This is a genomic window from Streptomyces sp. NPDC014861 (assembly GCF_043081625.1).
Classification (GTDB): domain Bacteria; phylum Actinomycetota; class Actinomycetes; order Streptomycetales; family Streptomycetaceae; genus Streptomyces.
The window spans coordinates 20784-33664 of the sequence record NZ_JBIBWV010000017.1; the positions used below are offsets into that span (position 1 = coordinate 20784).

The 12881-nt window shown below is 74.2% G+C and carries 12 protein-coding genes; 6 read left to right on the forward strand and 6 right to left on the reverse strand.

From position 1 onward, the window contains the following. Positions 1-69 precede the first annotated feature (69 nt). Positions 70-846, reverse strand: a complete 777-nt coding sequence (locus ACF1BN_RS27175) for an alpha/beta fold hydrolase (protein WP_392334216.1) — start codon at positions 844-846, stop codon at positions 70-72. A 296-nt stretch (positions 847-1142) separates the two neighbouring features. Between ACF1BN_RS27175 and ACF1BN_RS27180 the strand changes: the two genes are divergently transcribed. Then, a complete protein-coding gene (locus ACF1BN_RS27180) occupies positions 1143-1778 on the forward strand; it encodes a LysE family translocator (protein WP_392334217.1) in 636 nt (211 codons plus the stop codon). A gap of 24 nt (positions 1779-1802) precedes the next feature. On the opposite strand, the gene ACF1BN_RS27185 is transcribed toward ACF1BN_RS27180, so the two are convergent. Both ACF1BN_RS27185 and ACF1BN_RS27190 read right to left on the reverse strand, forming a co-directional pair. Next, a complete protein-coding gene (locus ACF1BN_RS27185) occupies positions 1803-2189 on the reverse strand; it encodes a VOC family protein (protein WP_392334218.1) in 387 nt (128 codons plus the stop codon). After that, positions 2186-2479: an ArsR/SmtB family transcription factor gene (locus tag ACF1BN_RS27190; protein ID WP_392334219.1), complete on the reverse strand. Its 294-nt coding sequence runs from the start codon at positions 2477-2479 to the stop codon at positions 2186-2188. The genes ACF1BN_RS27185 and ACF1BN_RS27190 overlap by 4 nt, the downstream gene beginning before the upstream one ends. Positions 2480-2626: 147 nt before the next feature. Here ACF1BN_RS27190 and ACF1BN_RS27195 point away from each other — a divergent pair, with 147 nt between their 5' ends. Then, positions 2627-5017 carry an ATP-binding cassette domain-containing protein gene (locus ACF1BN_RS27195; RefSeq protein ID WP_392334220.1) on the forward strand — a complete coding sequence of 797 codons (2391 nt, stop codon included), beginning with the start codon at positions 2627-2629 and terminating at the stop codon, positions 5015-5017. On the opposite strand, the gene ACF1BN_RS27200 is transcribed toward ACF1BN_RS27195, so the two are convergent. The 3 genes from ACF1BN_RS27200 to ACF1BN_RS27210 are packed head-to-tail and all read right to left on the reverse strand — an operon-like array spanning position 5018 to position 6816. Then, on the reverse strand, positions 5018-5689 hold the full coding sequence (locus ACF1BN_RS27200; protein ID WP_392334221.1) for a 4'-phosphopantetheinyl transferase family protein: 672 nt from the start codon (positions 5687-5689) through the stop codon (positions 5018-5020). After that, positions 5686-5916, reverse strand: coding sequence for an acyl carrier protein (locus ACF1BN_RS27205; protein WP_392334222.1), 231 nt, complete (start codon positions 5914-5916; stop codon positions 5686-5688). Before ACF1BN_RS27205 ends, ACF1BN_RS27200 begins: the two co-directional genes overlap by 4 nt. Before the next feature lie 30 nt (positions 5917-5946). Beyond that, on the reverse strand, positions 5947-6816 hold the full coding sequence (locus ACF1BN_RS27210; protein ID WP_392334223.1) for a hypothetical protein: 870 nt from the start codon (positions 6814-6816) through the stop codon (positions 5947-5949). Positions 6817-7249: 433 nt separating this feature from the next. Here ACF1BN_RS27210 and ACF1BN_RS27215 point away from each other — a divergent pair, with 433 nt between their 5' ends. The 4 genes from ACF1BN_RS27215 to ACF1BN_RS27230 are packed head-to-tail and all read left to right on the forward strand — an operon-like array spanning position 7250 to position 12850. Next, entirely contained in the window at positions 7250-8362 is a 1113-nt protein-coding gene (locus ACF1BN_RS27215) for a phytanoyl-CoA dioxygenase family protein (protein WP_392334224.1), read from the forward strand. Next, positions 8344-9699, forward strand: a complete 1356-nt coding sequence (locus ACF1BN_RS27220) for a DUF6271 family protein (RefSeq protein WP_392334225.1) — start codon at positions 8344-8346, stop codon at positions 9697-9699. The genes ACF1BN_RS27215 and ACF1BN_RS27220 overlap by 19 nt, the downstream gene beginning before the upstream one ends. Further along, complete coding sequence (locus ACF1BN_RS27225; protein ID WP_392334226.1) at positions 9696-11549, forward strand: condensation domain-containing protein; 1854 nt, start codon at positions 9696-9698, stop codon at positions 11547-11549. Before ACF1BN_RS27220 ends, ACF1BN_RS27225 begins: the two co-directional genes overlap by 4 nt. After that, positions 11546-12850, forward strand: coding sequence for an MFS transporter (locus tag ACF1BN_RS27230; RefSeq protein WP_392334227.1), 1305 nt, complete (start codon positions 11546-11548; stop codon positions 12848-12850). Before ACF1BN_RS27225 ends, ACF1BN_RS27230 begins: the two co-directional genes overlap by 4 nt. Positions 12851-12881 lie beyond the last annotated feature (31 nt).

The following is a 12881-nucleotide window of genomic DNA, read 5'->3' on the forward strand; positions in this document are numbered from 1 at the left end:
TAGAGAGCACCGGGGGCCCCGCGCAAGACCTGTGCGCGGAGCCCCGGGGGTCGAGCGGCCGGAAACGGTCTACCGCGAAGGCGCCGGGGGCGGCGTCAGGGCCTCGGCGAGAGCCGTGGCGAAGCCGTCCGGGTTGTCGAGCATCATGTTGTGGCCCGCGCCCGGGACCTCCAGGACCGGCACGCCCATGGCCGCGGCCCGCGCCGCGGCGGCGTCCGGCAGGCTCTTCTCCCCCACCAGGAACGCCCGGGGCATCGTGAGCCCGGCCAGGACGTCGCCGGGCTCGGGGTCGCCGCCCTCGACGAGCGCGACCGCGCTGCGGTGCACGGCCCTCGGGTCGGCGAGCCGCAGCCGCGCCGCGTAGTCGGCCCGGTCCGCGAGGGCGAGCATCCGCGCGAACCCGCTGCGGACGAACTCCTCCTCCGACTGTCGCGCCACCGGCCTGCTGAACGCGCCCCCGCCCGCGTACAGGTTGGGCTCGGCGACGACCAGCCGGGCGATCCGTCCGGGCCGCGCCGCGGCCAGGTGGAGGGCGACGGCGCCGCCCATGGAGTGGCCGACGAGCTGGACGCCGGTCAGGTCGAGGTGGTCGAGCAGCGCGGCCACGGCGGCGGCCTGCCCCTCGGGCCGGTAGTCGAAGTCGGCGGGCCGGTCGCTCAGTCCGTACCCGAGCAGGTCGACGAGGAGCGCGCGCCCGCCGCCCAGCGCCGGGTGCGCGGCGATGTGCGCGAAATCGGAGGCGGCGGTGCAGCCGAGCCCGTGGAGGAAGACGCGCACGGGCCCGTCACCCGGGAGGTCGATCCACCGCAGATACGCCTGGCGGTCCGTCAGGAACAGTTCTCTCATGCGGTCAGCCTACGAACGGGGCGCGGACGGCAGGCTGCGGACGGTGGACGGTGGACCGGGCGGTGGGCGGTGGGCGGTGGGCGGTGGGCGGTGGGCGGTGAACCGGGCGGCTGACGGTGAGCGGTGGACCGGGCGGTGGGCGGCGGACGGCAGGCGGCGGACGGCAGGCGGGAAGCGCGGAGAGGGCGGACGGCGCGGAGGTGGCGGGCGGCGCGGAGGTGGCGGGTGGCCGGCCGACGGGTGGGGAGGACGGAGCCCGGTCGGCGCCCGGGGCCGCTGGGGTACGGTGCTCTTCCATGGCATCGAGCACCGCACTGTGGTCCTTCGCTCTCGTCGTGGGACTCCTCACCCTCACTCCGGGCCTCGACACGGCCCTCGTCCTGCGCACGGCCGCGCTCGGCCGCCGCACCCGGGCCTGGGGCGTCGTCCTCGGCATCCAGACCGGCACCCTGATCTGGGGCGCGCTGACCTCGCTGGGCGTGACGGCGCTGCTGACCGCCTCGCACCTCGCGTACGAGATCCTCCGGTGGGCCGGCGCCGCCTACCTGCTGTGGATGGCGGGGCGCATGATCGCCGCGACCTTCCGGCGCGAGGGCACCGGAGCGGGCGCGGAGGTGGAGGTCGGCGGGGCGGACACGCTCTCCGGCGGCTGGCGGCAGGGCACGCTGACGAACCTCCTCAATCCCAAGGTCGGCGTCTTCTACGTCGCCGTCCTGCCGCAGTTCATCCCGGCCGAGGCCCCGCACTTCGCGATGGGCCTCGCACTGACCTCCGTCCACGTGGTCCTCGGCATGGTCTGGTCGACGGTCCTCATCGCCTCCGCGACCGCGCTGGGCACGTGGCTGCGCGGCGCCCGGGCCCGGCGGGTCCTGGACCGGGTCACGGGCACGGTGATCGGCGCGTTCGCGGTACGCCTCGCGGTGAGCGACTGACGCTCCGCGCCCCCCGGGGCCGCGTCACGCGTACTGGGCGATCTGGATGAGGTTGCCGCAGGTGTCGTCGAGGACGGCGGTGGTGACGGGGCCCATCTCCACGGGGGGCTGGGTGAAGCGGACGCCGAGGGCGGTCAGGCGGGTGTGCTCGGCGTGGACGTCGTCGACGGCGAAGGAGGCGGCCGGGATGCCGTCGGCGACCAGGGCCTCCTTGTAGGGGCGGACGGCGGGGTGGCCGGAGGGCTCCAGGAGGAGTTCGGTGCCTTCGGGGGCCTCGGGGGAGACCACGGTGATCCAGCGGTCCTCGCCGAGCGGCACGTCGTGCTTGGGCACGAAGCCGAGGACGTCGGTGTAGAAGCGGAGCGCCGTCTCCTGGTCGTCGACGAAGACGCTGGTCAGGTTGATCCTCACGGGGTGTCCTCCGGGGGTGCGGGGGTGAGCCATCGCGTGACGATGTGCTCCAGGGGTCGGGGGTCGAGGTCGTGGAACTTGTAGCGGCCCTCACGACGGGCCGTGACCAGACGGGCCGCCTCCAGCACGGCGAGGTGCTGGCTGACCGCCTGGCGGGTGAGGGCGAGGCCGTGCCGGGTCGCGAGCCGGGCGCATATCTCGAAGAGCGACTGTCCGTTGCGTTCGGTCAGCTCGTCGAGGATCACCCGGCGCGTCGGGTCGGCCAGCGCCTTGAACAGATCCTCCTCCATGCCGCCACGATAGGCAAGCCGCCACTTGCCTATCAACTCGGGGGCGACTGTCGGTGGCGGCACCTAAGGTGGGTCGCATGCCCGGGTCGCGTGCGCGGGTGGCGTACCCGGGTCGCGTACCGGCCCGCCCTGACGAGGGAGAATCCTTTGAGCACGGCCAAGCGGAAGGGCGCCACGGCGTCTGCCGCGCACCTCGCCGACAGCCACGAACTGATCCGTGTGCTCGGCGCGCGTGAGAACAACCTCAAGGACGTCAGCGTCGAGATCCCCAAGCGGCGGCTGACCGTCTTCACCGGGGTGTCCGGCTCCGGCAAGAGCTCGCTGGTCTTCGACACGATCGCCGCCGAGTCGCAGCGGCTGATCAACGAGACGTACAGCGCCTTCGTCCAGGGCTTCATGCCGACGCTCGCCCGGCCGGACGTCGACGTGCTCGACGGGCTGACCACGGCGATCATCGTGGACCAGCAGCGGATGGGCGCCGACCCGCGCTCCACCGTCGGCACCGCCACCGACGCCAACGCGATGCTGCGCATCCTCTTCAGCCGGCTCGGCACCCCGCACATCGGCTCCTCGCGCGCCTTCTCCTTCAACGTGCCCTCGGTGAGCGGCGCCGGGGCCATCACCGTCGAGCGCGGCGGACGGACCGTGAAGGAGAAGGCGAGCTTCTCCATCACCGGCGGCATGTGTCCCACCTGCGAGGGCCGGGGCCGGGTCTCGGACATCGACCTGGCGCAGCTGTACGACGACACCAAGTCGCTCGACGAGGGCGCGCTGACCATCCCGGGCTACACGGCGGACAGCTGGTACGGCCGGATCTTCCGCCTCTCCGGCTTCCTCGACCCGGCCAAGCCGATCCGGAAGTACACCAAGAAGGAGCTGGAGGCCTTCCTCCACAAGCCCGCCACCCGGATCAAGGTCGAGGGCATCAACGTCACGTACGAGGGCCTGATCCCCAAGCTCAAGAAGTCCTTCCTGGCCAAGGACGTCGAGTCCCTCCAGCCGCACATCCGGGCCTTCGTGGAGCGGGCCACCACCACCCAGGTCTGCCCGGAGTGCGACGGCACCCGGCTGAACGAGGGGGCCCGCTCCTCGAAGATCAAGGGCGTGAGCATCGCCGACGCCTGCGCGATGCAGATCAGCGACCTGGCCGCGTGGGTCGGGGAGCTGACGGACCCGTCGGTGGCGCCGCTGCTCGAATCGCTGCGCCAGACCCTGGACTCCTTCGTGGAGATCGGCCTCGGCTATCTGGCCCTGGACCGTCCGGCGGGCACCCTGTCGGGCGGCGAGGCGCAGCGGGTCAAGATGATCCGGCACCTCGGCTCGTCGCTCACCGACGTCACGTACGTCTTCGACGAGCCGACGGCCGGCCTGCACCCGCACGACATCCAGCGGATGAACGAACTCCTGCTGCGGCTGCGGGACAAGGGCAACACCGTCCTCGTCGTGGAGCACAAGCCGGAGACGATCGCGATCGCGGACCACGTGGTGGACCTCGGTCCCGGCGCCGGCAGCGGCGGCGGCACGGTCTGCTTCGAGGGCAGTCTGGAGGCGCTGCGGGGCAGCGGCACGGTCACCGGCCGGCACCTGGACGACCGGGCCTCGGTGAAGGACGGGGTGCGGACGGCCACCGGGGTCCTGCCGATCCGCGGCGCGACCGCCAACAACCTGCGGAAGGTGGACGTCGACCTGCCGCTCGGCGTCCTGGCGGTGGTCACCGGCGTGGCCGGATCCGGCAAGAGCTCCCTGGTGCACGGCTCGATCCCGGCCGACGCCGGGGTGGTCTCGGTCGACCAGAGCCCGATCCGCGGCTCGCGGCGCAGCAACCCGGCGACGTACACGGGTGTGCTCGACCCGATCCGGAAGGCCTTCGCCAAGGCCAACGGCGTCAAGCCGGCGCTGTTCAGCGCCAATTCGGAAGGCGCCTGCCCGAACTGCAACGGCGCCGGCGTCACGTACACCGATCTGGCGATGATGGCGGGCGTGGCCACCACCTGCGAGGAGTGCGAGGGACGGCGGTTCCAGGCCGCGGTCCTGGAGTACAAGCTCGGCGGGCGGGACATCAGCGAGGTGCTGGCGATGCCGGTGTCCGAGGCGGAGAAGTACTTCGGCGAGGGCGAGGCGCGGACGCCGGCGGCGCACCGGATCCTGGAACGGCTGGTGGACGTCGGCCTCGGCTACCTCACCCTGGGGCAGCCGCTCACCACCCTCTCCGGCGGCGAGCGGCAGCGGCTGAAGCTCGCCACCCACATGGGCGACAAGGGCGGGATCTACATCCTCGACGAGCCGACCACCGGCCTCCACCTCGCCGACGTGGAGCAGCTCCTCGGGCTGCTCGACCGGCTGGTGGACTCCGGGAAGTCGGTGATCGTGGTCGAGCACCACCAGGCGGTGATGGCGCACGCCGACTGGATCGTGGACCTCGGTCCCGGCGCCGGTCACGACGGCGGCCAGATCGTCTTCGAGGGGACCCCGGCCGACCTCGTCGCCGCCCGCTCGACCCTCACGGGAGAGCACCTGGCGCGGTACGTCGGCGCCTGATCAGCCCCGGCCGGACACCGGCCCTCCGAGCAGCGCCGACGGCGCGAGGAGGACCGGCGTCCCGGCCGGCGCGGTGGCGTCGCTGGGTGTCGCGGTCCACGCCAGCGCCGCGACGGCCGCCCGCCGGTGGTCCGTCCACTCCATGAGGTGGTGTACGGCCTCCGGCTCCGGTGGTCCCGCCTTGAAGCGAGCCTCCGTACGAACCCAGGCGCGCAGGAGCGCGGGGCCCGGGTCGGCGTGCGCCGCCGCCTCCCGCAGCTCAGCCTCGGGCAGCAGGCGGCGGAGGACGGGGAGGGGCCCGGGCCGGCGGCCGGCCGGTTCGACGTCGACGCCGATGCCGCCGGGGCCGGCCGCCGCGGTCACCAGGCCGTCCGCGTGGCTCAGGCTGACGCCGAGCCCCGGGTGTCCGGCCAGGTACGGGCGGCCGTGACCGGGCCGGCCGCACTCGGGGCAGCGCTGGGCGAGCCCGGTCGCGTCCGGGGGCAGCCCGGTGAGCCGGGCGGCGCAGAGCCGGAGCAGGAGGCGGGCCGCCAGGACGTCGTCGCGGCGGGCGGGGACGCGGATCGCGTCGAGGCGGCGCAGCTCCCAGGGGGCGAGCAGGTGCGGCCCGAGGCCGGGGAGGTCCAGGACCTCCCGGGTGGTGGCGAGGACCGCGAAGGGGGCGGGGGTCACCCGGTGGGGGTGAGGAAGCGCTCCCGGACGCGGGCGAGGGTGCGGAAGTCGTCGATGGTGACCTCCTGGAGGTCGATCGACGTGCCGGAGATGTCCTCCAGGAGGTCGATGAACTCCAGGAAGTCCATGGAGTCGATGAGCCGGGCCTCGATGAGGTCCTCGTCGACGTCGACGGGTCCGTCCAGGCCGGGGTTCTTCTCGTGGATCCAGGCGGCGACGCGTTCCATCGGGGTGGTTCTCCTGTCGGTGCGGTGCGGTCAGGCGGTGGAGGCGGCGAGGGCCTCGTGAAGGCGGTCGAGGGCCCGCTCGGGGCTGCCGTGGGCGAGGAGCAGGGCGTGGATCCAGCGCTCGACGCCGAAGGCGACGCAGGCGCTGTAGGCGGGGCCGTGGGTGCCGGCGCGGATGTCCAGGCGCTCGCCGAAGAAGTTGCGGTGGCGGTTGACCGAGGCGATGGCGGTGCCGTCGGGGGCGCTGTACTCGTGCTTGACGGGGTCGAGGGCCATCAGCCGGGCGCGGGAGCCGCCCTTGTCGTAGAAGGGGTCGTCGGCGGTGGCGCGCGTCAGGTCGAGGCCGAGGAGGGCGGCGGTCTCCTGGATGAACTCACCGCCGCGCTCCAGGTGTTCGACGGCGCCGTCCTTGGTGCCGAGGTAGACGACCTCGCGCATGTGGAAGCCCCAGAGGCGGCGCAGTCCGTCGTAGTGGGTCTCGTTGCGGAAGCAGCGGCCGGCGGCGGAGATCCGCAGGCCGTCGTCGCCGACGTCGGTGCCCTCCAGGGAGAGCAGCAGGCCGTAGCAGGTGGCGGAGGGCAGGAGGTAGCCGGTGGGTTCGAGGGGGCGGCCGCCGGGGGCCATGCCGGCGGCGAGGCCGTCGTAGGCGTCGGGGGTGAACCGGCCGGCGGAGACGCCGAGATGGGGGAAGTTGCGGAAGTAGTCGAGGCGGGCGAGGCCTTCGGCGGCGAGCAGCGGCGGGCCGGTCACCTCGGGGGCGGAGAGCCGGGCGGCGAGGCCGGTGAGGAGTCCGTCGAGGCCGCGCAGCAGGGCGGTGTGCACCGGGTCCAGCGTGATCAGGCCCGGGCCGGGGCTCCTCAGGCCGATGGCGGGCGGGGTCGTGGCGCTGGTTGTGCTCATGGAACCGTTCCCTCTCGGCGTGGGCGGTCGGTCGGCGGCGTTCTCGGTCGCGCGGGCCGTCCGTCGCCGTGCCGGCCGGGCGCGGGCGGTGGGCGCGGCCCTGCTCGCGGTCGCCGTCGACCGGGGCGCAGCGGTCGTGCCGGGGCCGAGGGGTCGGGTCGGCTCCGGCTCTGCGCACTCGGACAGTAGGCCAGCCGCGCGATGGTTGTCTAGACCAAAGATCCCGGACCAACTGGCCGCCCGAAGGCGTGATTTCGGGCCATTGGCCGACACGCGGGGCATACCGTCGGGTCACTTGACACCGGCGCTGGTCTACACCAATTCTTTCCCTCGTCCTCTGCGGTCCCTCCACCGTCGCCAGGTCCGCGCCCCGTCCCGCCGTGCCCCCGCTCCCCCGGGCCCGCACGCCGCCCGACCCCCGCTGGAGGGACCCTTGACCACGCCATCCGCCCCTGCCGCCCCGCGCCGCCCGCGCGCCCCCCACCTGCACCGGGCGGCGACCGAGCGGCCGTACTTCAGCGACGACGGCGAGTCCTACCTGGCCGCGACGACCCTGCGCGAGCTGCGGAAGACCCGGCCGCTGCGGGTGCTCTCCGAGGAGGACTTCGCGCACTGGCAGACGTACGGCTACGTCATCGTCCGCGAGGCGATCCCGGCGGCGTCCGCCCGTCGGCTCCTCGACTTCGCCTGGGACTTCCAGGGCCTCGACCCCGACCGGCCGGACAGCTGGTACGAGGACCGGCCCTTCCGCTCGGAGCTGGACCAGCAGCTGCACATCTACGGCTTCGTCGAGGCCTACCACCACCAGCTGCTCTGGGACAGCCGCCAGGCCCAGCGGGTCTACGACGCCTTCGTCGACGTCTGGGACTGCGAGGAGCTGTGGGTCACCCTCGACCGGCTCAACCTCAACCCGCCCAACGTCCGCAACCGCGACCGCGCCCTCATCGAACCCACCGACCGGGGCTTCGACATCGAGCTGCACTGGGACATCGACACCACCCTCGGCGTGCCGCCGCAGCGCGTGCAGGGCATCATCGCGCTCAACGACACCACCCCCGAGACCGGCGGCTTCCAGTGCGACCCGGAGCTCTTCCGCCGCTTCGAGGAGTGGAAGCTCGCACAGCCCGAGGGCCGCGACCCGATCCGCCCCGACCTGGACCGCGCCGAGTTCCCGGTCGTCCGCCCCGACCTGCACCCCGGCGACCTGCTGATCTGGAACGGCCTCCTCGCCCACGGAGTGGCCCGCAACGCCTCCGCGGACGGCGTCCGCGCGGTGCAGTACCTGTCGATGATGCCGGCCCTGGAGGAGCACGCGAAGCTGCGCCGCTCCCGCGTCGAGTCCTGGCGCCACCTGCGCACCCCGCGCTGGAACCGCACCCTCGTCGGCGACCCCGTGCTGCACGAGTCCAAGCGCTACCCGACCGCCGAACTGAGCGAGCTGGGAGCCAGGCTGCTGGGGCTCACCTCCTGGCACGAGCCCGCCGACGGGGCGGCGGAACCGGCCGCCGCGCCGACCGGGGAGACCGCGTGCGCCGCGTCTGCCTGACCCTGCCCACCCACCGCGCCTGCACGGGGACGATCGCCGCCGTCGCCGAGGAAGCCGCCTACGGCGCGCGGGAGTTCGGCGTCGAGGTGCACCTGCTGATCCTGGACTCCTCGGCACCGGCCGACCTCGCCGCCCACCGGGCCGCGGTGGCCGCCCTGCCGCCGGCACCCGGTGTCGTCGTCCACCACCTCGACGAGGACCGGCAGCGCGCCTTCCTGGAGGAGGTCCTGGCGGCGGCCGGGCCCGCCGGCGCGGACCGGCTGCTCGACCTGATGCTCCCGGACGCGGTGTCGTACGGCGCCTGCACCAACCGCGCCTTCCTCATCGCCGAGGCACTGGGCTGCGCGTCGGTGCACCGGCGCGACTCCGACAGCCGCTACCAGCTCAGCGACGGGGCACCGGTCTTCCCGATCCACCACGAGCTCACCGCGCTCGGACGGCGGGCGGCGGACGTGGCCGGCGAGGTCACCCGCAGCCGCCTCGACCCCGGCTGCGCGGACCGGACCGTCGTCCTCGCCGGCGCGTCCTTCATCGGCGAGCTGTCCGTGGACGTCGCCGAGCTCCGCGCCCTCGACCCGGAGGCGTACCACGAGGTCGTCGGCCTGTCGGTGCCCGCCGGATACCCGGAGATCTGGCGCCGGAACCTGATCGACGAGGCGTTCCGGGGCGCCGGCGACACCCCCTTCGCCACCGACCTCACCACCCTCACCCTGGTCGCTCCGACCCGCGTCGACATGTGCAACGTCGCCCTCGGCAGCGAGGTGTACGGCCGGGTCCCGCTGCCGCCCGCCACCGACACCATCGGCACCGACTACTTCCTGCTCCACCTCGTGCAGAAGGCCAGGCTGCCCGGGGTCCTGCACAACCGACATATCGTCAACTACCACACCGAGGAACGCCGTTCGGACGCCGGATTCCTCGCCTACCAGCTCCGCTTCGCCAAGTACCTGCTCGCCGTCGCCCACCTCGACGCGGTGTACGCGGGCCTCGCCTCGGCCGGCGACGCCCTCCTCGACCCCGCCGGGCGGCCGCGGCCCGCCGCAGTCGCCGCCCTGGCCCGCGAGAGCACCCGGATCGACCCGGCCGGCAACGCCGCCCGGCTCGACGTCCTGGACCGCCGATACCGCTCCCTCGGTGGCCGGTACGCCGCCGCCGCCGAGCTCTTCGCCGAGCGGCGCGGCCGGCTCCTCGCCGAGGCCCGCGACGACATGGCGGACTTCGCCCTGCTCGTCGACGCCTGGGGCTCCCTGACCGCGCACGCGAAAGGCACCGCCGTGAACCACCCGCCTCGCCCCCCGAGGAACCGCACCGCGCCCGCACCGGCCGTGGCTCCGTGACGACCGCGCACGCCCCGGAAGGCGTCACCGGCTCCCGCACCCTCACCGTCCGCTACGCGGGCGGCGGCTCCCGGCGGGGCCCCGTCACCATGGGCCAGGCCAACATGATCCGCTGCATCCTGCGGGACGAGCCCGACACCATCAACATCCACGACGTGTGGCCGGTCCCCGACGGCACCGGCATGGACCGGGCGCTCGACGCCCTCGCGGCGCTCGCGGTGCGCCACGAGGCCCTGCGCACCACCTTCCCGTACGAGGCCGGCAGCGGCGCCGTCCCCACCGAGCAGGTCGTCGCCGCCGCGGGCTCGTTCACCGTCACCGTCCTCGACCACGACGTACTCCCCGAGGACCCCGACGCGTACGCGGAGGCGGTGGCCCGCGCGGCCCGGGACACCCGCTTCCGCCTCGACCTCGACTTCCCGCTGCGGCTGCGGATCCTCGCCCGCGCGGGCCGGCCCGTCCGGGTGGCCCTCGCCGCCAGCCACGCCGTCACCGACGGCAGCGCCCTCGGGGTCCTGCGCGACGAATGGCTCGCGCTGCTGACCGGCGAGGAACTGCCGCCGGTCACCTCGCTCACCCCGCTGGACCTCGCCGCCGAGGAACTGAGCCCGGCGGGACGGCGCAAGTCGGCCGCCTCCCTGGCCCACTGGGAGCGCATCCTGCGCACCGGTCCGCAGGCGATGTTCGCCGAGGATCACGCCGGCGGCACCGAGACCGAGACCCCGGGCCTCACCCTCCGCTCGGCGCGCGGCGCCCGCGCCCTGGCCGCCGCCGCCCGGCGCACCGGCGCGCTCCCCGGCACGGTGCTGCTCACCGCCTGGTGCGTGCTCGCCGCCCACCGGGCCGGCCAGTCCGTCTGCGTCGCCGCCGTACCCACCTCGAACCGCTTCCTGCCGAAGCTCGCCCGCTCGGTCAGCACCCTCTCCCAGGACGCCCTGCTCGACCTCGACGTCCGCGCGCCGTCCTTCGACGCCCTGCTCACGAAGGCGTGGGGCGCGGCGATGAACGCGTACCGGCTCAGCCGCTTCGACGCGCTCGACCTGTGGGAGCTGATCGGCCGGGTCACGACCGAACGCGGCAGCCAGTTCGCGCGCGACGCGGTCTTCAACGACATCAGCGCCCTGCCCAGCACCCTCGCCGCCGCGGCGGCCCCCGAGGGAGCCGCGCCGGAGCTCGAACTCGTCTGGGGCGAGGGGCAGTCGCTGCCGACCAGGCTGCTGACCTTCGTGTACGAGACGGAGCCGGAGCTCCGCCTCGCCACCTGGGCCGATCCCGCGCTCTTCCCCAGGGCGGCGGCCGAGGAGCTGGTCACCGGCCTGGTGCTGCTCCTGGAGGCCGTCGCCGAGGGCGACCTGCCGCTCGACACGCCCGGTCCGCTGACCGGGGTGACGGGGGTGCGGCCGGTGGCGCGCGGGCCCGAGTGGGTGCGGGTGGACGGCTGCTGGGTCTCCCCCGCCGCCGTCGCCGACGCCGTGTCCGACGCGCTGTCCGCCCTGCTGTCCGAGGCCCTGGACGGATCGCTCTCCGGTGCCCCGTCCGGCTCGCCGCCCGGCTCGTTCGGCGGGGCTCCCTCGGGAGGGTGGGACGTCGAGGTCGTGGTGGAGGCGGACGCCGGGGGCGACCCGGACGGGGCGCGGCTGGCCGCCTGCATCGGGACCGGCGGACGGAGCGGGACGGACCTCGACCTGACACCGGATCAGGTGCACGCGGCGGTGATGGCGGTGCTCCCGGGGCGACCGGGGGTGCTGGCTCCGCACCGGTACGTGTTCGTCGAGGGCCCGCCGCGGCAGCCCGCCGCGGCGCAGCGGATTCTCAGGGAAGGAACCGGCCGGGGCCGGGATGCCACATGACCACCGAAGACACCGCCGCGGCGGACCCGTCCCCGCTGCCCAGCCCGTGGCGGTCCCGGCTCTTCCGGCTCTTCTTCACCGCACGCAGCGCCTCGCTGCTCGCCGACGGCATGCTGATGGTCTCCGTCACCACGTCGGTCCTCGGCGCCGGGTTCGGGGCCACCGGTGTGGGCTACGCGCTCGCCGCCTGGATGGCGCCGATCGTGCTGCTCATCCTCTTCGGCGGAGTGCTCGCCGACCGGTTCAGCCCGCAGGTCATGATGGTGGGCGCGGACGCGGTCCGGGTGGTGGCGATGCTCGTCATGGCCGGCCTGTTCGCCGGGGGCGGGGTACGGCTCTGGCAGATCATGGCCCTGATGGCGGTGAGCGGCGCGGCGACCGCCATGTTCCAGCCGGGCCTGGCGAGCATCGTGCCGCGCGTCGCGGACGACATCCAGCGGGCCAACGCGCTGCTGCGGATCTCCGAGTCGATGAGCACCCTCATCGGCCCCGGTCTCGCCGGGTTCCTGGTCGCGTACTGGGACCGGGCCGGTTCCTTCGTGGTGATCGCGGTGGCGTACGCGGTCAGCGCGGGCGGTCTGCTGCCGCTGCGGAAGCTCGCCTCCGCCCGGGACGAGAGCGACGAGGGCGACGCGCCGATGTGGCGGCGGCTCGCCACCGGCTGGCACGAGTTCCGCTCGCGGTCCTGGTTGTGGGGCGTGATCTCGCTGTGGGCGGTGTACGGCCTCTTCGTCTTCGGCCCGTCGCTCCCGCTGGGCGCGGCGCTCCTTACCGAGCAGCACGGTGCCACCGGTTACGGCTGGATCGCCTCGGCCGACGGCCTCGGCACGATCATCGGCGGTCTGCTGGGGATGCGGGTCCGGCCGCGGCGGCCGCTGGTCGCGGGGGTGTGCGCGATGTTCTTCTTCGCCCTCAACCCGCTGGCGCCGGCCCTCGGCTGGAACTTCTGGCTCACGGCGATCACGGGCATGGTGGCCGGCTGCGGCTTCGCCTTCTGGGGCGTGATGTGGGCGACGAGCGTGCAGTCCCACATCCCGCTGGCCGTGCTGAGCCGGGTCTCCGCGTACGACATCGCCGGCTCGATCATGGTGATCCCGCTGGGCCGGGCCCTCGCCGGGCCCGTGGCGGAGTCCTTCGGCGCGGACCGGGTGCTGCTGTTCTCCTCCGCGATGTCCTTCCTGCTGCTGGGCGCGATGCTCTGCGTCCCGGCCATCCGCGGCCTCGGCCGGCGAGACCGGCCGGCCACGACCGGGGAGAAGGCGACCGCCGCCCGGGAACCCGTCGAACCCGCGGCGCCGTGAGGGTCGGGCCCGGCCGGAGGACTCCGGCCGG